Origin of the sequence: Streptomyces sp. NPDC087440, assembly GCF_044744005.1 — a bacterium.
In the GTDB taxonomy this organism is placed as follows: domain Bacteria; phylum Actinomycetota; class Actinomycetes; order Streptomycetales; family Streptomycetaceae; genus Streptomyces.
The window spans coordinates 225003-246661 of record NZ_JBIUXN010000008.1 but is presented as its reverse complement, the minus strand read 5'-3'; the positions used below and the strand labels follow the sequence as shown (position 1 = coordinate 246661).

The 21659-nt window shown below is 74.4% G+C and carries 20 protein-coding genes; 4 read left to right on the top strand and 16 right to left on the bottom strand.

Annotated features, from left to right (window positions below):
- Nucleotides 1–170 precede the first annotated feature (170 nt).
- From ACIO3O_RS18855 to cimA, 6 genes are all read right to left on the bottom strand, one after another.
- The gene (locus ACIO3O_RS18855; protein WP_401746978.1) at nt 171–2033 is read right to left on the bottom strand and encodes a fatty acyl-AMP ligase; all 1863 of its coding nucleotides are present in this window, start codon (nt 2031–2033) and stop codon (nt 171–173) included.
- 60 nt (nt 2034–2093) lie between these two features.
- A complete protein-coding gene (locus tag ACIO3O_RS18850) occupies nt 2094–2321 on the bottom strand; it encodes an acyl-CoA carboxylase subunit epsilon (RefSeq protein WP_401746975.1) in 228 nt (75 codons plus the stop codon).
- Nucleotides 2322–2438: 117 nt separating this feature from the next.
- A complete protein-coding gene (locus tag ACIO3O_RS18845; protein WP_401746974.1) occupies nt 2439–3074 on the bottom strand; it encodes an antibiotic biosynthesis monooxygenase family protein in 636 nt (211 codons plus the stop codon).
- Nucleotides 3061–4089, bottom strand: coding sequence for an aromatase/cyclase (locus ACIO3O_RS18840; protein ID WP_401746971.1), 1029 nt, complete (start codon nt 4087–4089; stop codon nt 3061–3063). The genes ACIO3O_RS18845 and ACIO3O_RS18840 overlap by 14 nt, the downstream gene beginning before the upstream one ends.
- 197 nt (nt 4090–4286) lie before the next feature.
- Nucleotides 4287–5318, bottom strand: a complete 1032-nt coding sequence (locus tag ACIO3O_RS18835; RefSeq protein WP_401746969.1) for a ketoacyl-ACP synthase III family protein — start codon at nt 5316–5318, stop codon at nt 4287–4289.
- A gap of 128 nt (nt 5319–5446) precedes the next feature.
- Entirely contained in the window at nt 5447–7069 is a 1623-nt protein-coding gene (gene cimA / locus ACIO3O_RS18830) for a citramalate synthase (RefSeq protein WP_401746967.1), read from the bottom strand.
- 187 nt (nt 7070–7256) lie between these two features.
- On the opposite strand from cimA, the gene ACIO3O_RS18825 reads away from it, so the two are divergent.
- Nucleotides 7257–8306, top strand: a complete 1050-nt coding sequence (locus ACIO3O_RS18825; RefSeq protein WP_401746964.1) for a zinc-binding dehydrogenase — start codon at nt 7257–7259, stop codon at nt 8304–8306.
- 43 nt (nt 8307–8349) lie between these two features.
- Here ACIO3O_RS18825 and ACIO3O_RS18820 read toward each other — a convergent pair whose 3' ends face one another.
- Entirely contained in the window at nt 8350–8667 is a 318-nt protein-coding gene (locus tag ACIO3O_RS18820) for a hypothetical protein (RefSeq protein ID WP_401746962.1), read from the bottom strand.
- Between the two features lie 53 nt (nt 8668–8720).
- Here ACIO3O_RS18820 and ACIO3O_RS18815 point away from each other — a divergent pair, with 53 nt between their 5' ends.
- Entirely contained in the window at nt 8721–9536 is an 816-nt protein-coding gene (locus ACIO3O_RS18815) for a nucleotide disphospho-sugar-binding domain-containing protein (RefSeq protein WP_401746959.1), read from the top strand.
- Between the two features lie 167 nt (nt 9537–9703).
- Here the strand turns inward: ACIO3O_RS18815 and ACIO3O_RS18810 are convergent, their stop codons facing one another.
- On the bottom strand, nt 9704–10471 hold the full coding sequence (locus tag ACIO3O_RS18810) for a class I SAM-dependent methyltransferase (RefSeq protein ID WP_401746957.1): 768 nt from the start codon (nt 10469–10471) through the stop codon (nt 9704–9706).
- Between the two features lie 153 nt (nt 10472–10624).
- Here ACIO3O_RS18810 and ACIO3O_RS18805 point away from each other — a divergent pair, with 153 nt between their 5' ends.
- Nucleotides 10625–11824, top strand: coding sequence for a winged helix DNA-binding domain-containing protein (locus ACIO3O_RS18805; protein ID WP_401746955.1), 1200 nt, complete (start codon nt 10625–10627; stop codon nt 11822–11824).
- 65 nt (nt 11825–11889) lie between these two features.
- Nucleotides 11890–13002 carry a DegT/DnrJ/EryC1/StrS family aminotransferase gene (locus ACIO3O_RS18800; protein ID WP_401746953.1) on the top strand — a complete coding sequence of 371 codons (1113 nt, stop codon included), beginning with the start codon at nt 11890–11892 and terminating at the stop codon, nt 13000–13002.
- Nucleotides 13003–13033: 31 nt separating this feature from the next.
- Here the strand turns inward: ACIO3O_RS18800 and ACIO3O_RS18795 are convergent, their stop codons facing one another.
- From ACIO3O_RS18795 to ACIO3O_RS18760, 8 genes are all read right to left on the bottom strand, one after another.
- Nucleotides 13034–14359 carry an NDP-hexose 2,3-dehydratase family protein gene (locus ACIO3O_RS18795; RefSeq protein ID WP_401746951.1) on the bottom strand — a complete coding sequence of 442 codons (1326 nt, stop codon included), beginning with the start codon at nt 14357–14359 and terminating at the stop codon, nt 13034–13036.
- The gene (locus tag ACIO3O_RS18790; protein WP_401746949.1) at nt 14356–15261 is read right to left on the bottom strand and encodes an NAD-dependent epimerase/dehydratase family protein; all 906 of its coding nucleotides are present in this window, start codon (nt 15259–15261) and stop codon (nt 14356–14358) included. Before ACIO3O_RS18790 ends, ACIO3O_RS18795 begins: the two co-directional genes overlap by 4 nt.
- A complete protein-coding gene (gene rfbB / locus ACIO3O_RS18785) occupies nt 15258–16226 on the bottom strand; it encodes a dTDP-glucose 4,6-dehydratase (RefSeq protein WP_401746947.1) in 969 nt (322 codons plus the stop codon). The genes ACIO3O_RS18790 and rfbB overlap by 4 nt, the downstream gene beginning before the upstream one ends.
- A complete protein-coding gene (locus ACIO3O_RS18780) occupies nt 16223–17299 on the bottom strand; it encodes a glucose-1-phosphate thymidylyltransferase (protein ID WP_401746945.1) in 1077 nt (358 codons plus the stop codon). Before ACIO3O_RS18780 ends, rfbB begins: the two co-directional genes overlap by 4 nt.
- A gap of 254 nt (nt 17300–17553) precedes the next feature.
- Nucleotides 17554–18663 (bottom strand): CaiB/BaiF CoA transferase family protein, encoded by a 1110-nt coding sequence (locus ACIO3O_RS18775; RefSeq protein ID WP_401746942.1) that lies wholly within the window; start codon nt 18661–18663, stop codon nt 17554–17556.
- Nucleotides 18664–18780: 117 nt separating this feature from the next.
- Nucleotides 18781–19893 carry a DegT/DnrJ/EryC1/StrS family aminotransferase gene (locus ACIO3O_RS18770; RefSeq protein WP_401746939.1) on the bottom strand — a complete coding sequence of 371 codons (1113 nt, stop codon included), beginning with the start codon at nt 19891–19893 and terminating at the stop codon, nt 18781–18783.
- Complete coding sequence (locus ACIO3O_RS18765) at nt 19890–20429, bottom strand: hypothetical protein (protein WP_401746938.1); 540 nt, start codon at nt 20427–20429, stop codon at nt 19890–19892. The genes ACIO3O_RS18770 and ACIO3O_RS18765 overlap by 4 nt, the downstream gene beginning before the upstream one ends.
- A gap of 76 nt (nt 20430–20505) precedes the next feature.
- Complete coding sequence (locus ACIO3O_RS18760; RefSeq protein WP_401746936.1) at nt 20506–21657, bottom strand: nucleotide disphospho-sugar-binding domain-containing protein; 1152 nt, start codon at nt 21655–21657, stop codon at nt 20506–20508.
- Nucleotides 21658–21659 lie beyond the last annotated feature (2 nt).

Below are 21659 nucleotides of genomic sequence, written 5' to 3'. Positions count from 1 at the left end.
CTGTGCGGCGCCCGTGGGGGCCTGCGCGGCGTCGACCCGGTCCTGTGCGGCGCCCGTGGGGGCCTGCGCGGCGTCGACCCGGTCCTGTGCGGCGCCCGTGGGGGCCTGCGCGGCGTCGACCCGGTCCTGTGCGGCGCCGGTGGGGCGGGTGGGGCTCGGTGGTGGGGTGCTCATGTACGGCTCCGGGTGGCGGGAGGGGCGGGCAGCAGGTCCGCGACCTCCGGGTCGAGGTGCTGGTGCAGCGCGGTGAGTTCGCCGCGCAGGAACAGCCGGCGCATCGCCGCGCGCTCGACCTTGCCGCTGGTGGTGCGGCGGACCGTGCCGGGCCGTACCAGCAGGACGGCCGCCGCGTGGATCTCGTGCTCCTCGGCGAGCGTGGCCCGCACCGCGTCCACGAGCCCGGCGAGGTCCACCTCGTAGCGGCTGCGGGCCCGCAGTTCCTGTACGAGGACGACCTGTTCGCGGCTCCCCGGCACCCCGAACGCGATGCCGGAGCCGAACAGGGCGTCCACCCGCTGCACGGTGCGCTCCAGGTCCTGCGGGTGGACGTTGCGGCCCGCGACCACGATGACGTCCTTGCGGCGGCCGGTGACGTACAGCCGCCCGTCGTGCAGGAGCCCGAGGTCGCCGGTGCGCAGGAAGCCGGAGCCGCCGCCGGTGAGCTTCGCGCGGAAGGTCTCGGCGGTCTCGGCCGGGCGGGCCCAGTAGCCCTTCGCGACGCTGTCGCCGCGCACCCAGATCTCGCCGGGGACGCCGTCGGGGACGGCCCGCAGGGTGTCGGGGTCCACGATCCGTATCTCGGTTCCCGGGGCGGGCGGGCCCGCGGTGACCAGGGCGCGGCCGTCCTCGCCGAGGGCGTGCGTGGACCAGGGGGCGGGGGCGGCGGACCCGGACACCAGGAGCGTCGCCTCGGCGAGCCCGTAGGCGGGGACGAGTGCCTCGGGGCGCAGCCCGGCGGGGGCGAACCGGTCGGCGAACTCGCGCAGGGTCTGTTCCCGTACGGGTTCGCCGCCGCTGACGGCGGTGCGCCAGCCGGACAGGTCGAGCCCGGCGAGCTGGGCGTCGTTGACGCGGCGCACGCACAGTTCGTACGCGAAGTCGGGAGCACCGCTGACCGTCAGCCCGTACCGGGAGACCGCCTCCAGCCAGCGCGCCGGGCGGCGCACGAAGCTCTCCGGGGAGAGCAGCACGGCGGTGCCGCCCAGCCACAGGGCGTGCAGGAGCTGGCCGACGAGGCCCATGTCGTGGTGGAAGGGCAGCCAGCCGCCGATCCGTTCGCCGGGCCGGGTGCCGAACGCGGCCTGGAGGGCGCGCTGGTTGGCGAGCAGCGCCCGGTGGGTGACGACGACGCCGCGCGGTTCGCGGGTGGAGCCGGAGGTGTACTGGAGGAAGGCCACGGTGTCCGGTGCGGCCGCCACCGGGACGAACTCCCCTTCCGATGAACCCTGTTGGAGTGCGGGGCGGTCGACCAGGACGCAGCTGACGGTGCCGTGTCCCGTGCGGGCGAGGAGCTGGGAGAGCCCGGGGGCCTCGGCCGCCGAGGTGAGGGCGCAGACCGCCGCGGCGTCCTTGACGACGCCCGCCAGGCGTTCGTCGTGGTGGCCGCGGCCGTCCGTCGGGGCGAGGGGGACGGCCACCGCTCCGGCGTACAGGCAGGCCAGGAACCCGACGGCGAAGTCCCGGCGCGAGGCGAGCAGGAGCAGGACGCGCTCCCCGGGTGCCGCGTGGGGGCGCAGACGCCGCGCCAGCTCCCGCGCCCGGGCGTCGAGCCGGTCGTAGCGGAGGGTCTCCTCCTGGAGTTCGGGGGCGGGGAGGCCATCAGGGGCGGACGCGGTCCGGGCGGGCTCGGTCAGTACGATCAGCGCCGCCCCGTGGGGCCGCTCGGCCGCCCGCGCACGGAACACCTCCGTGAAGGTCCGGTGCTCGGCCGCCTCTTCGATCGCGGTGCCGCACCCGGCCGCCCCTGAGGCCGCGAGCTCCCGCCCGGTCGCCCCTTCGGCCGTGTCCCCTCGCCCGGTCATCTGCTCCCCCATCGTCCCGTCCCCTCCTCGTCGCCGTCGCGGCCGGGCCGCGTCCCGGTGGCCGTGTTCCTCTCAGGTGGTGGACCAGGGCACCTCGGTCCGATGGCCGAGGTTCTCGACCGCCCAGTCGGCGCGGGCGGGGGCGGCGGGTGCCGCCGCTCGTGCACCGGCGGCCTCCGCCTGACGCAGTCGGGCGGTCAACACCGCTGTCACGGCGGCCAGTTCGGCGGCGTCGGGGCGGCCCCGGAGCACCGTGATGCCGGTCGCGGTGGCCTTCGTACGCACTGTGTGGTCCGTCATGACCGCAGGATGGACGCGCCCGCTCGCATGGACCTCGCGGCCGGAACGGGCAGGGGCCGAGGGCGCGGCGCCCTCGGCCCCTGCGGCGGTGGAGTGCGATGGGGGGCGGCGGTGCGGTCAGCCGCTGGTGTGCTCGTAGGCCAGGTGGCGGGTGCGCTCCGTGGTGATGGCCGCGAGCTCGGAGAGGGAGCGCAGCCCGTTGCGGTAGCCGACGTCGCCGAGCGCCCGCTCGCAGTCCTCCTCCTCGTGCCACCACTGGAGGCCGGTGCAGAGCAGGGGGTCCACCGTGGAGCGCAGCAGGTCGGTGCCGCCGAACCCGCCGAGGTCCGCGCAGTGCGCCCCGAGGGCCGCGAACTTCCGGGCGAAGGAGCCGCGTTCCTTCGGCGAGCGCAGGACGGCCCGTACCAGGACGACGTTGCTCGCCCCGGCGGCCGCCTCGGCGTACAGCGTGCGGTCCATGCTGTACGCCTGGTCGGCCTCGGTCTCCACGAGCGGCTCCAGCCGGCGTACGTGCTCCTGGAAGACGGGGTCGCGCACCGTGTCCTGGAAGGCGGAGCGGGTCCGCCAGTGCGCCAGGTGGACGTAGACGTGGTCGCGTTCCAGCAGGCGCAGCGTCACCAGGAAGGCGAATCCGGGCCGTGCCCGCAGGTACTGGCAGTGGTCGCGGAAGCGCTCCTCGAACCGCTGTGTGTCCCCGTGGACCGTGAACCGGTGGACCAGGGTGAGGGGCAGGTCCGCGTCACGCCGTGGCACGGGCGCCCTCCGCGCGGGCGGCGGGGGCACGCCTGGACTCGGCGAACTCCTTGGCGTGGCGCAGCGTGGTGGAGCTGTTGGTGCCCAGCGCGTGGCGGACCTTGGCGCGGGCGTCGGCGAGCGTGGCGTCCGGTCCCAGCAGGGCGCGTACGCCCGCGGGGTCGAGGGTGACGGTGTGCCAGGAGGTGACCGTGAGGGTGCCGTCGGCTGCGGGCTCCACGGTCCACCGGCCGGTGTGGCCGGTCATCGCGGCGGGGACCCGCAGCTGCTTGTAGACCAGGGTGCGGCGGTCGGGGAAGGACACCCGGATCGAGGTGGTGTTGTGGGTGGAGCCGTCGGGGCTGCGGGTGTCCATGTCCAGGTGCTGGACGACCGGCTGCCCCTCGACGGCGTCCTCGGTGAGGTCGAGGCGGGCGACGTGCGGGAGCCGCTCGGGCCACAGGTCGGCGCGGTCGAGGAAGGCGAAGACGTCGGCCGGGTCGCCGTCCACGCCGACCCGGTCGTGGAAGGAGAAGTGGAGTTCGGCGCGGTGCTCGCCGAGTTCGGCGGTCTTCTTCAGGGCGTCCAGCTCGGCGGTGCTGTTGCGGTCGACGGCCTGCTCGATGAGGGCCTCGGCGGCCGGGTCGTCGTCCACCGCCCGGTAGTCGTGCAGGAGTTCCACCCGGCTGCCGTCGCCCTCGGGGACGATCCGCCACGCGCCGCCCATGGAGGCGACGGGGGCCGAGGACACCACCTGGCGGAAGGAGACGGTGCGGGCGGCGGGGTCCAGCACCCGGCGGGAGGTCCAGTTCCGCACCTGCCCGTTGGCGGTGGCCCAGATGCGCAGGAGCTGCTCGCCGCCCTCCTCGGGAGCTTCCTCGAGTACGTCGACGTGGACGGTGGGCCCGAAGACCTGGGGCCAGCCCGAGACGTCGGCGACCAGCCGGTACACGGCGTCGGGTGCGGCGGCCACCGTCACGGTGTGCACGGTGGTGCGGGCGGCGGGGCGGGCGGAGTGCGCAGCGGTCGGCGCCACGGTGGGACTTCCCTTCGGTACGGCCGCGTGCGGCGGCCCTGTACGGCAGATTGACACAGCGGCGCTCGACGCGCGCTTGAGCGGAACTGGACCTCCCGGAGGGAGGCTCGGGCGGAACGGGACCCCCGGAAGGGGGGCGGTGGGGCCCCCGGGAGTCAGCCGGTGGGCTCCCGGGGTCAACCGGTGGGCCCCCGGGGTCAGCCGGTGGGCGCCCAGGCGGGAGTGCGCAGCATCTCGATCACCGCGCACCCCCAGCTGTATCCGGCGCCGACGCTGATCAGCACGATCAGGTCGCCGGGCGCGGTCTTCCCGGAGGTCAGCAGGTGGTCCAGCGACGCGAACTGGTCGCCGGCCCCCAGGTGTCCGACGGTGCGGCTCCAGTCCCAGGTGGTGCGGGCCGGGTCGATGCCGAACGGCTGGTGGTAGATGGACGTCAGGCGGCGCTGCCCGAAGTGCGGGAGGACCACCCAGCGGGCGTCGTCCAGTTCGGCCCCGGCGTCGGCGAGGGCCTGTTTGACGACGGTCCGCTGTCCCTGGTGGGCGCGCGTGATGGCGTACGACATGCCGACCCTGGACACGAACGCCTTCTTCGCCTCCTCGAAGTCCACCGGCATGCGGTGGGTGAAGGGGGCCGGGGAGAAGGGTTCGTCGCCCCGGTGCAGGGGTTCGAGGTCCGGGTCGGCGAGGACGGCGACGGAGCGCAGGCGGGCGAAGCCGCCGCGCCGGGACAGTACGAGGGCGGACGCGCCGTCCGCGTACGGGGTGCCGGGGTCGGTGCGCCAGCGGTCGATGCCCGGCGGGCAGAAGCGGTCGGCGCAGGTCAACAGCGCGTCCGCGTGCCCGTGCCCGGCGGCGAGGTAGGCGGTGGCGAGGTCGAGGGCGGCGATCCCGCCGTTGGACATCTGCCGGATCTCGATCGCCGGGCAGCCGTTGCCCACCGCCTCGCGCTGGATGTACGAGGCGGCCGGCCACAGGTCCTGGCCCTGGTGGTAGGTGTCGGCGTGCAGCAGCAGGTCGACGTCGCCGGGCCCGGAACCGGCCCGGTCCAGGGCGGTGCGCGCGGCGGCGGCGGCCATCTCGGCGGCCGACTCGTGCGGCGAGTGCGCGACGGAGACGGTGCCGGTGGCCCGGGCGATGCCGGGCGGGCAGGAGCCGTCCGCGACGGCGTCGGCGACGAGGAGGGAGGAGGGGAGCCGGACGGAGGTTCCCCGGAGGTAGGTGTCTGCCACGCGCACGGTGGGCTCTCCAGTCGGATGTCGAGGGGTACGGGGCCGGGGCGGGCCGGGGGTCAGGGTGCGGGGGCCGAGGCGGGTGGGTGCCGGGTCGGGGTGCCGGGGCCGGGGTGAGGGGGGCGGGGTCAGGGTGTCGGGGCCGGGGCGGGCTGGTCCTGGTCCAGCAGGACGTAGTGGACGGCGTCCAGGAGGGCCCGCCAGCCCGCCGTCACGGTGTTCGTGTCGACGCCGACGGTCGACCAGCCCGGCTTCCCCGAGGGGCGTTCGCGGCCGTCGCGGTAGGAGATGAGCACGCGGGCGGCGGCGTCCGTGCCGGTCTGCCCGCTGAGCAGCCGCACCTGGTAGTCGGTGAGGACGAGGTGGGCCAGGGCCGGGAAGAACGGGTCGAGGGCCGTGTGCAGGGCGTTGTCGAGCGCGTTGAGCGGGCCGTTGCCGGTGCCGGTGGCGCTCAGCGGCACCCCGTCGACCCGCAGCCGCACCCTGGCCTCGGTGCCGGACGCACCACCCCGGTCGCGGCCGACGCCCACGCTCCACTCCTCGACCTCGAAGGGCCGGGTGGTGCGGGCGCCCGCGATCTCGTCGCGCAGCAGCAGTTCGAAGGAGGCGTCGGCGGTCTCGAAGCTGTAGCCGCGGCTCTCCAGTTCCTTGACCCGGGCGGCGGCCCTGGCCACCGCGTCGTCACCGGCCGCGACGTCGTATCCCAGCTCCCTGGCCTTGAGTTCGACGGAGGAGCGGCCGCCCATGTCGGAGACCAGGGTGCGCATCGTGTTGCCGACGAGGTCGGGGTTGGTGTGCTGGTAGAGGCCGGGGTCCACGCGCAGGGCGGAGGCGTGCAGTCCGGCCTTGTGGGTGAAGGCCGAGGCCCCGGTGTACGGGTCGGCGCGGACGCCCGGCACCCCGGTGATCTCGCCGAGGGCGATGCCGGTGTCGGTGAGGTGGCGGAGCTGTTCCAGGGGGATCACCTCGCGGCCCCGCTTGAGGACGAGGTTGGCGATGACGGTGAACAGGTTGGCGTTGCCGCAGCGTTCGCCGTACCCGTGGGCGGTGCCCTGGGCGTGGACGGCGCCCGCGTCGACGGCGGCCATGGTGTTGGCGACGGCGCACCCGGAGTCGTTGTGGCAGTGGATGCCCAGCGGTACGCCGGTCAGGGCGAGGGTGTCGGCGACGACGGCGCCGACCTCGTCGGGCAGCATGCCGCCGTTGGTGTCGCACAGGACGACGGTGGCGGCGCCCGCCTCGGCGGCCGTGCGGACGACGGCCAGCGCGTACTCACGGTTGGCGTGGTGGCCGTCGAAGTAGTGCTCGGCGTCCAGGAAGACGGTGCGTCCGGCCCGTACCAGGTGCCGGACGGTGGAGCCGATCATGGCGAGGTTCTCGGCGAGGGTGGTGCGCAGGGCCCGGTCGACGTGGGCGGGGTGGCTCTTGGCCACCAGGGTCACCACCGGGGTCTCGGCGGCGAGCAGGGCCCGCACCTGGGGGTCGACGGAGACCGGCACCCCGGCCCTGCGGGTCGCCCCGAAGGCCGCCAACTCGCTCTTCTTGAGGATCAGTTCGCTGCGGGCGCGGCGGAAGAACTCGGTGTCCTTGGGGACGGCGCCGGGCCAGCCGCCCTCGATGTAGCCGACACCGAGGCCGTCCAGCAGGCGGGCGACGGCGAGCTTGTCCTCGACCGTGAGCACCAGCCCCTCCTGCTGGGCGCCGTCGCGCAAGGTCGTGTCGTAGAGCTCGAAGTCGCCCTGTCCGCTCATCGCCCGCTCCTCCCTGTTGCCCCGTGTGGGTTCCGTGTGTGGTGACGGACGGCGACAGTCGGGCGCATCGCCTGAGTACGGCTCGGGCCGGGGTGGACCGGGCCCCGCCTCGCGCGCGGTCGAGCGGGAATTGAGCGGCACCCGGAAAGCTGCCGGGGCAAGGATTCCCCCGAGGGAGGCACGCACCATGACCACCGAGAGCGCCCGCACCGCCGCCGGCACCGGCGAGACCCCCGCGAAGTCCCGGGAGGTGCGGATCGCCGCGCACCCGGACGGCCCGCTGACGCCCGCCCACTTCGAGCTGGTCACCACCGAGGTGACCCCGCCCGCCGACGGCGAGGTGCTGGTCCGCAACGACTACCTGCAGATCACCGCGGTGATGCAGGACCTGATGAAGCCGGAGCCCGACCTGCCGATGCCCGCCTACCAGGTGGGCGCACGGCTGTGGGGCGGTGCGGTGGGCACCGTCGTCGCCTCGAAGAGCCCCGACCTGGCCCCCGGCGACCTGGTCGAGAGCATGGACGGCTTCGGGGAGTACTCGACGGCCCCCGCCGACCAGTTCCACAAGCTGGACAAGGACGTCTTCCCGAGCCCCGTGCACTACCTGACGCAGGGCCCCACCGCCTACCACGGCATGGTCGACGTCGCCGAGGTCGGCGAGGGCGACACGGTGTTCGTGTCCGGGGCGGCGGGCGGCGTCGGCTCGCTGGCCGGGCAGATCGCCAAGGCGCGCGGCGCGAAGCGGGTGATCGGCGCGGCGGGCAGCAGGGCCAAGGTGGACTACCTGGTGAACGAGCTCGGTTACGACGCCGCGTTCGACTACCACGACGGCCCGGTCCTGGACCGGCTGCGCGAGCTGGCCCCCGACGGCATCGACGTCTTCTTCGACACCGTCGGCGGCGAGCAGTTCGAGGCGGCCGTCCAGGTCGCCGCGCAGGGCGCCAGATTCGCGCTGTGCGGGGCGCTGTCGGGGCAGGTCGGCGATGTGCAGGGGGCGTTCCCGCGGCTCGACGTGATGACCGCGATCGTGCGGCAGATCGTCATCCGGCCGTTCGCGACGTACCACACCCCGGAGCAGATCACGGCGTGGAACACCCACTTCGCCCAGTGGCTGGGCGAGGGGAAGTTCGTGCTGCCGCACACCCTGGTGGAGGGCGGGGTGGACGCGGCCCCGCAGGCCCTGATCGACCTGCTGGCGGGCACGTACCGGGGCAACGTGGTGGTGAAGCTCTCTTGAGCCCGCAGAGCACCCGGGGCGGCCCGGTGTCCCCGGAGAGCCGTCACATCGCCTTCTTCAACATCCCGGCGACCGGCCACCTCACCCCCACCCTGGGCGTGGTGGAGGAACTGGTGCGCCGGGGGCACCGGGTGACGTACGCGGCCACCGAGGAGTACGCCGGCCTGATCGCCTCCACCGGGGCGACGGTGCTGCCGTACACCTCCTCCATCGACCCGCAGAAGATCGTGCCCGCGGGCGCGGAGGACTGGCTGGCCCGGGTGCTGGAGGGCAATGTGCGGGAGGGGGCGGCGACCGCGCCGGTCTTCGAGGAGTACTTCCGCTCCCGGGGCGAGCTGCCGGACCTGCTGGCGTACGACATCTCCGTGCAGTTCCTGGGGGGGTGTACTGACCCGCAAGTGGGACCGGCCCGGGGTGAAGTTCTACTCGGTCTCGCCCACCAACCGCTCCCTGCCCAAGGAGGCTGTCGGGGCGGCGGCGTACGAGCGGATCGAGTCCGAACTCCTCGCCTTCGCGGGCGCGCACGGGGTGCACGACGTCTCCTTCGACCTGCTCGTCGACGACCCGCGGGCGCTGAACGTGGTCTCGGTGCCCCGGGAGTTCCAGTACCGGGGCGAGGAGTTCGACGAGGACGGCTTCGTCTTCGTCGGCCCGTGCCTGCGGGAGCACGAGCGGACGGTGGACCCGGCCGGATGGCGGCCGCCCGCCTCCGGGCTGCCGGTGGTGCTCATCTCGCTGGGTACGAGCTTCAACGCGCAGCCGGACTTCTTCCGGCGCTGCGTGGCGGCGCTCGCCTCCGGCGGGCGGTGGCACGTGGTGCTGGTGACCGGCCCGGGGGTGGACGCGGCGTCGCTCGGCCCGCTGCCGGACAACGTCGAGGTGCACGCGTGGCTGCCGCTGCAGTCGGTGCTGGCGCACACCCGGGTGTTCGTCTGCCACGGCGGCTGGGGCACGGTGATGCAGTCGCTGTACGCGGGGACGCCGATGGTGGTGGTCCCCCAGGTCGGCGAGACCGACCAACTGGCGCACCAGCTCGGCGCGTTGAACCTGGGCGCGGTGCTCTCCCGCGAGGAGGCCACGGTGCCCGCGCTGCGGGAGGCGGTGGCCGCCGTGGACGCGGACCGGGAGCTGCGCGACGCGGTCGCCCGGATGCGGGAGCACGTGCTCGCGGCGGGCGGGGCCGAGCGGGCGGCGGACGCCCTGCTGGGGAGGCTGCCGGTGCGGGCCTGATCTGCGGGCGTACGCGAGGGAAGGGATGCCCCTGTCGTGGGGCATCCCTTCCCTGGTGCCCGGCGTCAGGGGCTCTCTTGTACCTAGCGTCCGGGGGGGCTCTCCCGCGCCTGGCGTCAGGGGGCTGCTCGCGGGCGGGGCTGCCCGGCCGGGGCTGCGCGGCCGGGTCAGGCCGCCGTCGCCGTGAAGAGGCCCCGGCCGGACTGCACGCCCGGGTGGTAGCGCGGGGTGAATCCCGCCGCCCGGAAGGCCTCCTCGTACTCCTCGCGGGTGAACAGCCGGGCCCGGTGCGTCTCGGTGAAGTGGCGGACTCCCGCGCCGGGTTCGGCGCTCAGGTAGTGCACCTCCATCCGGGAGAAGTCGCCGTCGCGCACCGTGTGCGAGACCCGGGAGACGGTGCGGCCGTCCCACTCCACCACGTCCGCCGCCACGTGCCCGGGCAGGAAGGTGGCGGGGAACCACCACGGCTCCACCGCCACCACTCCCCCGGGCGCCAGGTGCCGCCCGAAGCAGCGGAGGGCGGCGGCCAGTTCGTCCGTGGTGTCCAGGTAGCCGACGGAGGCGAAGAGGCAGGTGATCACCTGGTAGGTGCGGTCCAGCTCGAAGGAGCGCATGTCGGCGACGCCGAGCGGCACCCCGTCGGGCAGCCTGCGGCGTGCCGTGGCGAGCATCGCCTCCGACAGGTCGACGCCCGCCACCTGCTCGAAGTGCCCGGCGAAGAACTCCAGGTGGTTGCCGGTGCCGCAGGCCACGTCGAGGAGCGAACGGCGGCCGCAGTCCTCGCCGACCAGGCGCAGCACGTCCGTGGCCTCCTGGGCGAAGTCCTTGCCGCGGGCCCGGTGGGTCTGCTCGTAGATCTCGGCCGCGTCGGCCCCGTACATGCCGCCGGCCCCGGCCGCCCCGGTGGTGTCCTTCGTGCCGCTCGTGTCGCCCATGCCGACTCCTCGAAGTCTCGAACTGCCCTGCGCTGGCGGCCGCTTGCCGCATCCGGAGACTGCGCGCGGGCGGTCGACCCCCGATCGAGGAGCGCTCGGCCGCACCGTGAAACGCTGGCGGCCCGTGTGCGTACGACCGTGAAGGAAGCCCCGATGACCGGCAGTTCCCCCGCCCAGGCGTCCCCCTCCCTCACCTGGCGGCAGGTGTGCGACCGGCGGCTGGCCGCGCACCGGCTGGACGTTCCCGCCGGGCCCGACGCGCTCGCCGAGGTGGCGGGCGCGATGTGCGGGGTGCACGCCCAGGTGATGTCCGCCGCCGAACTCTCTCTGGGGGTGCGCACCGCCTCCGGCACCCGTGAGGACGTGCGCCGGGCGCTGTGGGAGGACCGGACGCTGGTCAAGACGTACGGGCCCCGGGGAACCGTCCACCTCTTCCCCGTGGGCGAACTCGCCCTGTGGACGGGTGCGTTGGGGGCCGTCCCGGCGGCGGGCGGCGGTCTGCCGCAGGCGGCCCGGCTGGACCCGGAGCAGACCGAGGCGGTGGTGGCGGCCGTCGGCGAGGCGCTGCGGGACGCGGAGCTGACCGTGGACGAGCTGAGCGAGGCCGTGATCGGGGCGTGCGGCGACTGGGCGGGCGACAAGGTGGTGCCGGGGTTCACCGACCTGTGGCCGCGCTGGCGACAGGCCGTGCACACCGCCGCCCACCGGGGCGTGCTGTGCTTCGGCCCGATGCGGGGCCGCAAGGTCACCTACACCGGTCCCGGCCGCTGGGTGCCCGGCTTCGTCCCGGCCGCCCCCGGGGCCGCGCTCGCCGAGGTCGTACGCCACTACCTGCGCGCGTACGGTCCGGCTTCCCCGCAGCACTTCGCACAGTGGCTGAGCGCACCGAAGAAGTGGGCGGCGGACCTCTTCGCCTCGCTCGCGGCGGAGCTGCGGGAGGTCCGGGTCGAGGGGGCGGCCCCGGGCGAGACGCTGTGGGAGCTCGCGGGCGCCCCGGCCGCCGGGGAGGGCGCCGCGGCCCCGGGGCTGCACCTGCTGCCGTACTTCGACGCGTACGTCATCGGCAGCCACCCCAGGCCGCTGGTCTTCCCCGGTCCCGAGGCCGCCGAACGCGCCCTGGCCCGCGGGCAGGCCGGGCCCGTGCAGGTGCTCGTGTCGGGCGGGACGGTCGCCGGGATCTGGCACCAGAAGCGGTCCGGCAAACGCCTGGACATCACGGTGGAGGCGTTCGGCGAACTCCCGCCGGGCGGCCGGGAGGAGCTGGCCCGCCGGGCGGAGCGGATCGGCGAGGTGCTTCAGACGAAGCCGCCGACGCTGGCCTTCGGGGCGGTCACCGCGGGCAAGCACCTGTAGCCGGGGGCGCGGCGGTCCACCGGGCGTCGAGCAGCGTTCCAAGGCCCCCTTGGACAGTGGCGGCCATGACCACTCATGTATGGGACTACCTGACGGAGTACGCCGCCGAGCGCACCGACCTGCTGGACGCCGTCGACACGGTGTTCGGCTCGGGGCAGCTGGTGCTCGGCAAGAGCGTGCGCGGCTTCGAGGAGGAGTTCGCGGCGTACCACGGTCTGGCGCACTGCGTGGGCGTCGACAACGGCACCAACGCGGTGAAGCTGGGCCTCCAGGCGCTGGGCGTGGGCCCCGGGGACGAGGTGATCACCGTGTCCAACACCGCGGCGCCCACCGTGATCGCCGTCGACGCCCTCGGCGCCACCCCGGTCTTCGTGGACGTGCGCGCCGAGGACCACCTCATGGACGTCTCGCTCGTGGAGGCCGCCGTCACCGAGCGCACCAAGGTCCTGCTGCCCGTGCACCTGTACGGGCAGTGCGTGGACATGGCCCCGCTGCGGGAGATCGCCGACCGGCACGGGCTGAAGATCCTGGAGGACTGCGCGCAGGCCCACGGGGCCCGCCACCACGGCCGGCCGGCGGGCACCCTGTCGGACGCCGCCGCGTTCTCCTTCTACCCCACCAAGGTCCTGGGGGCGTACGGGGACGCGGGCGCGGTCGTCACCGCCGACGAGACCGTGGCCGCGACGCTGCGCCGCATCCGGTACTACGGCATGGCCGAGCAGTACTACGTCGTCGAGACGCCCGGCCACAACAGCCGGCTGGACGAGGTGCAGGCGGAGATCCTGCGCCGCAAGCTGACCCGGCTGGACTCCTATGTCGCGGGCCGCCGCGCGGTCGCCGACCGCTACCGCGAGGCGCTGGGCGACGTGTCCGGGCTGGAGCTGCCCGCCCTCGCCGAGGGCAACGAGCACGCGTACTACGTGTACGTGGTGCGCCACCCGCGCCGCGACGAGGTGCTGGCGGCGCTGGAGGCGTACGACATCCGGCTGAACATCAGCTACCCGTGGCCGGTGCACACCATGTCCGGCTTCGCCCACCTCGGGTACGGGGAGGGCTCGTTGCCGGTCACCGAGCGGCTGGCGAAGGAGATCTTCTCGCTGCCGATGTACCCGTCGCTGTCGCGCGAGGAGCAGGACAGGACGATCACCGCGCTGCGGGAGGTGCTCGCGGCGCGGTGATCGTCCTGGTCGGCGGGGGCGACCGGCCTCGTCAGCCGAGGCCGTGGAGGCACGCGAGCAGGGTGCGTGCCTCCACGTTCACGTAGTGGCTGTGCCGCAGCAGGCGGCCCAGCTGGTGGGCGGTGACCCAGCGGAAATCGGGGTCGTCGGGCGCGGGCCCGGCGTCGGTCTCCACCAGGAGGTACCGGTTGCGGGCGTGGTGGAAGCGGCCGCCCTCCTCGGACAGCACCGCGTCGTGCCGCACGCGGTGCGCCGGGGCGTCGAGCACCTCGTCGAGATGGGCGGGCCGGGGCGTCCCCGGGGGCAGGTTCGCCGGGTTGCACTGGACGGTCGGCCCGAGTTCGGCGACGTCCACGTACCCCGGTTCCACCCGGGCCCGCACGGCGACGTGCAGGACCCCGTCGAAGCGGCGCAGCAGGAACGCGGCGACCCCCGTGCCGTGCGGGGCGATCACCGGCTGCGACCAGCCGCCGACCTCGCGCCCCCGGGCCCGCACCCGCAGTCCCCGGACGTCGAACCACCGGCCGCTCTCGTGCACCAGGCGGCCGCCGGTGCTGCGCCAGCCGTCGAGGGCGGCCAGCGGCACGCGCGCGGTGTGCACCTCGGTCCGGCTGCGCACCTCGGTGGTCCAGCCGAGCAGGGCGTCGTCGGTGTGCAGGCTGCCCGGGTCGGGGCCCGGCGGCGGCAGGCACGCCAGGACGCTGCGGGCGTCCATGTTGACCAGGTCCCGGGCGGCGAGGAGGGCGCGCAGTGCGGTCAGCGGGAACCAGCGGAAGCCGTCCTGCGCGGGGATCTCGCGGTCCGTCTCGACGATCATGTTCCGGTTGCGTTTGCGGGCGAACCAGGTGCCCTGTTCGGACTGGCGGACGTCGGCCAGCCGGCGCAGACCGGGCCCCTGGTCGCGGAACAGGTCGAGGTAGGGGACGGGTCTCCCGCCGTGCACCCGGGTGTAGTTGCTGCGGGTGGCCTGCACGGTGGGGGAGAGCTGGATGCCTCCGGCGTTGCCCGGTTCGGCCTTGGCCTGCATCAGGCAGTGCAGGTTCCCCTCGCGGTCCCGGCGCACCAGCAGGCCGAGGATGCCGACCTCGGGCTGGGAGAGTATCGGCTGCTGCCAGTGGCGTACCGGCCCTTCGGAGAGGGTGACGGAGAGGCCCTCGACGGTGAAGAAGCGGCCGGTGCGGTGCCGCAGGCCGCCGGTGGCGGGGTCGATGTGCCAGCCCTCCAGGCGGTCCAGGGGGACCTCCTCGACGTCGGTGGCGAACCGTTCGCCGACATCGTCCAGCCAGGCGCGGACGGGCGGGGGCAGGGCGGGCGGGGGCAGGGCGGGCGGGGGCGGCTCGGGCGCGGTGGTGGTCATGCCGCAGCCGCCCGGGAGGCGTGCTGCGCCCAGAAGTCCCGTACGGAGTCCGCGAGGGGGCGCCGGGCCCGCCAGCCGAGTGCGGTGTGCGCCGGGGCCGGGTCCACCCGCATCCAGTCGTCGGGGGCGTCGGCGGTCGCGGGGCGTTCGGCGATCAGCGCCGGTACGCCGCTGACCTCGACCAGCAGGTCGACCAGGTCCCGCACCGGGACGGCCTCGCCCCGGCCGACCGCGAGCACGCCGGACGCGGCGGGGTGGTCGGCGGCGGCCAGGACGGCGTCGGCGACGTCCCGGACGTCGACGTAGTCGCGGTGGGCACGCAACGGGTTCAGGGTGATGCGCACCGGGTCGGCCGGGTCCCCGTTCCAGGCGGCCAGCCGCCCGGCGACCTGGCCCAGCAGGCTGATGTCCGGGGCGCCGGGGCCCGCCACGTTGGCGACGCGCAGCACCAGGGCGCGGGGGTCGGCGGCGAGCACCGCCGAGGTGGCGGCCAGTTTGGCGCGGCCGTACCCGGTGGCGGGGCGGTCGGGCCCGGTGGCGGTGGTGCCGGGGGCCACCGGACCGTACTCCAGGACCGACCCCAGGTGGACGAGGCGGGGGCGGCCGCCGTGCAGGGCGAGGGCGGCGAGCAGCCGCTCGGTGGGGGCGACGATCCCGGGAACCATGTCGGCGTCGGTGCGGCCCCAGATGCTGCCCACGCAGTTGACGACCGTACGAGGGTTCAGCCGGTCCAACTCGTGTGCCAGCACGGCGGGTTGGGCGGTGGCCAGGTCGAGGGCGAGGTGGCGGCCGGGGGCGGGGGTGCGGGACACCGGTATGACGTCGTGGCCGTGGGCGGCGAGGGTCGCGCAGACCGTGCGGCCGACGAAGCCGGTGCCGCCGAGGACCAGGGTGCTGCTCATGTGTCCTCGCCGCCCTTCCACCACTGGGGGTTGTCGCGGTACCAGGCCACGGTGGCGGCCAGTCCTTCGGCGAAGGGCACGGCGGGCGTGTAGCCGAGTTCCTCGCGGATGCGGGTGTCGTCGAGGGCGTAGCGCAGGTCGTGGCCCTTGCGGTCGGCGACGTGCTCCACCAGGGAGGCCGGGGCGCCGGTCAACTCCAGGAGGAAATCCGTGAGTTGGGTGTTGGTGAGTTCGGCGCCGCCGCCCACGTGGTAGACGGAGCCCGCGGTGCCCTTGGTGAGGACCAGGTGCACGGCCCGGCAGTGGTCCTCGACGTGCAGCCATTCGCGGACGTTCTCGCCGGTGCCGTAGAGGGGGACGCCGCGCCCCGACAGCAGCCGGGTGGTGAAGAGCGGGATCAGCTTCTCGGGGTGCTGGTGGGGGCCGTAGTTGTTGGAGCAGCGGGTGACGCGGACGTCGAGCCCGTGGGTGCGCCAGTAGGCGCGGGCCAGCAGGTCGCCGCCCGCCTTGGACGCGGCGTAGGGCGAGTTGGGGGCGAGCGGGGCGTCCTCGGTCCAGGCGCCGTGCGCGACGGACCCGTACACCTCGTCGGTGGAGACGTGGACGACGGTGGAGACCCCGGTGCGCAGGCAGGCCTCCAGGAGGGTCTGGGTGCCGACGACGTTGGTGGTGACGAAGGCGTCCGCGCCCTCGATGGACCGGTCCACGTGCGACTCGGCGGCGAAGTGCACGACCGCGTCGTGGCCCGGCAGCAGGTCCGTCAGGAGGGGCAGGTCGCGCACGTCGCCGCGGACGAAGTCCAGCCGGGGGTGGCCGAGCGGCAGGTTGTCGGTGTTCCCGGCGTAGGTGAGCAGGTCGAGCACGGTCACCCGGGCGTCCTCGTAGCCGGGCAGCCGGCCGTCCAGGAGCATCCGGACGTAGGCCGAGCCGATGAATCCGGCGCCACCGGTCACAAAGATCTTCACGCTGCGAACTCCACTCGGGTGTGGTCTCCGACGACGAGCCGGTGCCGTCGCACCGCGGCGTCGACGCCCAGTGCGCGGCCCACGGCGGCGTCCCGGCCGATGACCGAGCCGTGCACGCCGAGGACCTGCTGGACGCTGGAGCCCGCGAGCAGGATGGAATCGGCGATTCCGGCGGCGTCGAGCGTGCAGCCCGCCCCGACCGAGGTGTGCGGGCCGACGTGGCTGTCCCGGACGAGCGCGCCCGCGCCGATGATCGCGGGCCCTACGATCCGGGAGCGCACCACGCGGGCCCCCTCCTCGACGACGACCTGGCCGATCAGCTCGCTGGCCGCGTCCACCTCGCCGGAGATCCGGGTGGTCATCGTCTCCAGCAGCTCCCGGTTGCATTCGAGTACGTCCTCGACCTTGCCGGTGTCCCGCCAGAACCCGGCGTGCGTGTGCACCCGGACCTCGCGGCCGTGGTCGACGAGCCACTGCACGGCGTCGGTGATCTCCAGTTCGCCGCGGGCGCTGGGCGTGACGGCGTCGACGGCCTCGTGGATCGCGGCGGTGAAGAAGTAGACGCCGACGACGGCGAGGTCGCTGCGCGGCTGGGCGGGCTTCTCGGTGAGGCGCACGGCACGGCCCGCGCCGTCGGTCTCGACGACGCCGAAGGCCCGCGGGTCCGCCACCTTGTGGACGACGACCTGGGCGGCCGGGCGGTGGGCGAGGAACGCGTCGGCGAGCGCGGTGATGCCGTCGATCAGCACGGTGTCGCCGAGGTAGAGGACGAAGTCGTCGTCGCCGAGGAAGTCCCGGGCGAGGCGCACGCAGTGGGCGAGGCCCAGGGGGGCCTCCTGCGGGATGTAGGTGATCCGTGCGCCGAGTGCGCCACCGTCACCGAGCACGGCCTCGATCTCGTCGCGGTGGCCGCCGACGATCACCCCGATGTCCTCCACACCCAGTGCGCGGAGGTTCTCCACCACCTGGATCAGGACGGGCCGGTTGGCGACGGGAATGAGCTGCTTGGGCATGGAATGGCTCAGGGGACGCAGGCGAGTGCCCGACCCCCCGCAGAGCACCAGGGCTTTCATGTGGCTGGCTCCTGTCTCGGGCACGGCGCCCGGCCGGACGGAAGGCTCAAGCTGCATCCGGCAACTCGTGCGACGCTCAGGTGCCGGTACAGCAGGCGGACGTCCTCCTGCCGGAGGGTGCCGGTACGGACGGGCGGACGTTCCCCGGCCGGAGGGTGCCGGGCACCCGGCTCCAGCCCCCTTCGAGCACACCCCGGCAGAGTAACCCCGCGGACGAGGAAGCGGAGGGTACGCCTCCGGCTGCTGCGGCGCCGCTACCGGCCGTGCGCCGCAGGCGGCGGCGCGGGGCGGAACCGCGGCACGGCCGCCGGCTCCACCACGGCCCCGCCTGCCGTGCGCCGGTAGGTGCCGCGCGCCCGGTGGTGGGGGTGGTCGGCGGCCTCCGCGAGGGTGAGCACGGGGGTCACGCACGCCTCGGTGTCCGCCAGTGCGGCGGCCCACTCGTCCCGGTCCCGGGTCCTGAAGCGCGCCGCGAGCACGGCCCGCAGGGCGGGCCAGCGGGTGCGGTCGTCCCGGTCGGGAACCTCGTCGCGGGCCAGCCCCAGACCGTCCAGCAGAGCCTGGTAGAAGCGGTCCTCCAGGGCGCCGACCGCGACGTGGCGGCCGTCGGCGCACGGGTAGACGTCGTAGTACGGGGCCCCGGAGTCCAGCACGTTGGCGCCCCGTCCGCCCGGCCAGTGGCCGGTGCCGGTCATCGCGCCCAGCATGGCGAGCAGCGAGCCGGTGCCGTCGGTGATGGCGGCGTCCACGACTTGGCCCCGCCCGGTGTCCCGCCGCTCGTACAGGGCCGCCAGGACCCCGAGGACCAGGGGCAGTCCGCCGCCGGCGAAGTCGCCGAGGAGGTTGAGCGGCGGCACCGGGGGCCCGCCGGACCGGCCGACGGCGTCCAGCGCGCCGCTCAGGGCGATGTAGTTGATGTCGTGACCGGGGGTGTGGGCGAGCGGCCCGTCCTGCCCCCAGCCGGTCATCCGCCCGTACACCAGGCGCGGGTTGCGGGCCAGGCACACGTCGGGGCCGATGCCGAGCCGCTCGGTGACGCCCGGCCGGTGTCCCTCGATCAGGACGTCGGCGTCGTCGGCCAGGGCGAGCAGCGTCCGCACGCCCGCCGGGTCCTTGAGGTCGAGGGCGGTGCTGCGGCGCCCCCGGTCGAGCACCAGGTGCCAGTCGCCGAAGGCGCGGGGCGCCCCCGGCCGGTCCACCCTGATCACGTCGGCCCCCAGGTCCGCCAACAGCATGCAGGCGTACGGGACGGGGCCGATCGCGGCCAGTTCCAGCACCCGCAGTCCGCGCAGCGGGCTTCCGTACGACGGTTCGCCGGGCGGCCCCGGGGGCGCGGGCGCGAGGTCGTGCCAGGAGTTGTCCATGCGGCCGACGGTAGGCAGGACCGCTCCAGCGCCCCTCGAACGAGGCTCCGCGTGAGGTGGAGGGCCTGCGGACGACGGGGCCGGATCCGGCGGGACCTGCCGTGGGCCGACGGCGGCTCACAGTCCGCGCAGCACCTCGCGCAGTGCGCTGATGACCTTGTCCTGCGTCTCCACGGGGAGCGAGGGGTACATCGGCAGGGAGAAGATCTCCCCGGCGAGCCGCTCCGTCACCGGCAGCGCCCCCACGGGGACGCCGAGGTGGGCGAAGCCGGTCATGGTGTGCACGGGCCACGGGTAGCTGATGTTGAGTTCGATGCCGTACGGCTTGAGCCGCTCGATGATCTCGTCGCGGCGCGGGTGGCGGACCACGTACACGTAGTGGACGTGCGTGTTGCCGGGGTTGGGGCGCGGCAGGACGAGGTCCGTGAGGTCGCCGAGCCCCTCCTCGTACCGGCGCGCCACCTCGCGGCGGCCCGCCGTGTACGCGTCCAGCCGGGTCAGTTTGCGGCGCAGGATCTCCGCCTGGACCTCGTCGAGGCGGCTGTTGTGCCCGGGCGTCTGGACGACGTAGTACGTCTTCTCCATCCCGTAGTAGCGCAGTCGCCGCAGGGCCGCGTCCACGTCGGCGTCGTCGGTGAGCACGGCGCCGCCGTCGCCGTAGGCGCCCAGGACCTTGGTCGGGTAGAAGGAGAAGGCCGACGCGTGGCCGAAGGTGCCCGCGACGCGGCCGTTCTGGCGGGCGCCGTGGGCCTGGGCGCAGTCCTCCAGGATCTTCAGCCCGTGCCGGTCGGCGATCTCGGTGAGGGCCGCCATGTCGGCGACCTGCCCGTAGAGGTGCACGGGCAGCAGTGCCTTGGTGCGGGGGGTGATCGCGGCCTCGACCTGGGAGACGTCCATCAGGAAGTCGTCCTCGCGGACGTCCGTGAACACCGTCCGGGCGCCGGTCCCCTCGATGGCGACGACGGTGGGCGCCGCCGTGTTGGAGACGGTGATCACCTCGTCGCCGGGGCCGACGCCGAGCGCCTGGAGGGCGAGCTTGAGGGCGTTGGTGCCGTTGTCGACGCCGGTGCAGTGGGCGAGCGCGTGGTAGGCGGCGAACTCCTTCTCGAAACCGAGGACGCTCGTGCCGAGGACGAGCTTGCCGGACGCGAAGACGGTGCTCACGGCGTCCAGGATGTCGTCGCGTTCGCTCGCGTACTCAGGCAGGTAGTCCCAGACGTACGTGGTCATGCGGGGCCTCCGTGGCGGGCCGGCTGGCCGGCGGGGTGCGAGGGGCAGGTGGGGGCGGTGCGGTGCAGGGTGAAGGTGCCGGTGGACTCCGCGTACTGGACGCCGTTGGCGTCGTACATCAGGGAGCGCCCGTCGGCCTGGATGGTGGAGCCCTGCTGGACGGCGCGGGCGGTGATGACGATGCGGCCGGTGTAGGTGCCGTCCGGCTCGTAGAACTTCTCCACGACCCGGTAGCGGAAGGTGTTGCCGCCGGTGGCCCACCAGGTGCCTTCGCCGACGACGCCGGGGGTGTCGGGTATCCAGACCTGGCCCTGGGCGTTGAAGGCGACCTTGACCTCGGTGGGTCCGGTCTCCAGGTCGAGGACGCCCTTCCAGGTGCCGACCGGATTGACCGCCCGGACGGCGGGTGCCTGCGGGGCGGGGGCGGCGTGGGCCTGCGCCGCGGTGAGGGGGAGGGCGAGGAGGGCAGCGGGCAGGAGGGCGAGCGCTGCCCTCCTGGATATGCCAGACGTCCGTGGGGACAACCTGGAGGACACTGGACTTTCCCCGTTCTGTGGTGGTGGGCAGGGAGCGGCCCGGCCGGCGCGAGCGGCCGGCCGGGCCGGGCGGGCATCAGGCGGTGTGTGCGGCGGTGAGCCTCTCCAGCACGCGGATCACCTCGTGCGGCAGCGGCTGGGCCGCGATCTCCCGGGACAGCTCCTGGGCGCGCTGCCGGTAGGAGGGGTCGGTGAGCAGCTTCTTGGCCGCGGCGGCGACGTCCTCGGCGGACTCCTCGGCGCTCGGCAGGGTGATCGAGGCGCCGTAGGCGTCGACGCGCCGGATCGGGATGGCGGAGGAGGCCATCACGGGCAGGACGAGCTGGGGGACGCCCGCGTTGAGGGCGTTCATGGTGGTGACGCCGCCGCCGTGGTGGACGAGCAGGTCGCAGGTGGGCAGCACCGCGTCCAGCGGCAGCCAGCCGGCGTGCACCTCCGGATGCTCCGCCCGGATCTCGGCCCCGACCTGCTCGGAGGTGGCCACGACGATCTCGGCGCCCTCGAACGCGGGGTTGCCGATGAGGCGCCGGAAGAACGCGGAGCCCAGGGTGGGCACCATCGTGGACCGTGACCCGGAGGTGAGCAGCACCCGGGGGCGGTCTCCCTTGGCGTACGTCCAGGGCTCCAGCGGGACCTGCCGGTTGCCCGGGGTCCAGCGCATCATCTGGGCGCTCTCGGCGTCCTCGGGGCGCAGGCTGGGCGGGGTGGTGTCGATGTAGAGCTCGCCCTCGGGGATGGCGCTGAGCCCGAGTGCGGCCAGTTCCTCGCGCAGTTCGTCGGTGGCCGCCCGCCAGTCGACCTCGGTCCGCTCGTGGATGTCCCAGGCCTGCCGGACGAAGGGGATCTTGAACTGGTGGGCGAGCAGCGGGGCGGCGTGGGTGTGCGAGCCGCCGACCACCAGGTCGGGCCGCCAGCTCTCGGCGAGCCGCTCCAGCGCGGGGTAGCTGGAGACCGCGAGGCGGGCGAAGGCGCGGCCCGCCATGTCCATCTCCTCGTCCTCGCCCTGGGGCATCGGGAGCTTGTTGCCGGCGCGGTCCCAGAACATGCAGCGGTAGATGCCGAGGTCGGTGACGCCGACCGAGGGCAGGCCCAGCTGCGAGCAGATCTCCACGCTCTCCTCGGGCGAGGCGACGACCACCTCGTGTCCGGCGAGGCGGGCGGCCTGGACGAGGGGGACGAGGGCGAAGACGGTCGCCGAACCACCGCCCGTGATGAAGAGAATGCGCACGA

What these genes read in the sequence shown, in the direction of transcription:
- ACIO3O_RS18795 (WP_401746951.1), bottom strand. Translation starts at nt 14,359, where the DNA reads ATGACCACCACCGCGCCCGAGCCGCCCCCGCCCGCCCTGCCCCCGCCC.
- ACIO3O_RS18780 (WP_401746945.1), bottom strand. Translation starts at nt 17,299, where the DNA reads ATGAAAGCCCTGGTGCTCTGCGGGGGGTCGGGCACTCGCCTGCGTCCC.
- ACIO3O_RS18775 (WP_401746942.1), bottom strand. Translation starts at nt 18,663, where the DNA reads ATGGACAACTCCTGGCACGACCTCGCGCCCGCGCCCCCGGGGCCGCCC.
- ACIO3O_RS18805 (WP_401746955.1), top strand. Translation starts at nt 10,625, where the DNA reads ATGACCGGCAGTTCCCCCGCCCAGGCGTCCCCCTCCCTCACCTGGCGG.
- ACIO3O_RS18850 (WP_401746975.1), bottom strand. Translation starts at nt 2,321, where the DNA reads ATGACGGACCACACAGTGCGTACGAAGGCCACCGCGACCGGCATCACG.
- ACIO3O_RS18770 (WP_401746939.1), bottom strand. Translation starts at nt 19,893, where the DNA reads ATGACCACGTACGTCTGGGACTACCTGCCTGAGTACGCGAGCGAACGC.
- cimA (WP_401746967.1), bottom strand. Translation starts at nt 7,069, where the DNA reads ATGAGCGGACAGGGCGACTTCGAGCTCTACGACACGACCTTGCGCGAC.
- ACIO3O_RS18790 (WP_401746949.1), bottom strand. Translation starts at nt 15,261, where the DNA reads ATGAGCAGCACCCTGGTCCTCGGCGGCACCGGCTTCGTCGGCCGCACG.
- ACIO3O_RS18820 (WP_401746962.1), bottom strand. Translation starts at nt 8,667, where the DNA reads ATGTCGTACGCCAGCAGGTCCGGCAGCTCGCCCCGGGAGCGGAAGTAC.
- ACIO3O_RS18810 (WP_401746957.1), bottom strand. Translation starts at nt 10,471, where the DNA reads ATGGGCGACACGAGCGGCACGAAGGACACCACCGGGGCGGCCGGGGCC.
- ACIO3O_RS18800 (WP_401746953.1), top strand. Translation starts at nt 11,890, where the DNA reads ATGACCACTCATGTATGGGACTACCTGACGGAGTACGCCGCCGAGCGC.
- ACIO3O_RS18855 (WP_401746978.1), bottom strand. Translation starts at nt 2,033, where the DNA reads ATGGGGGAGCAGATGACCGGGCGAGGGGACACGGCCGAAGGGGCGACC.
- ACIO3O_RS18825 (WP_401746964.1), top strand. Translation starts at nt 7,257, where the DNA reads ATGACCACCGAGAGCGCCCGCACCGCCGCCGGCACCGGCGAGACCCCC.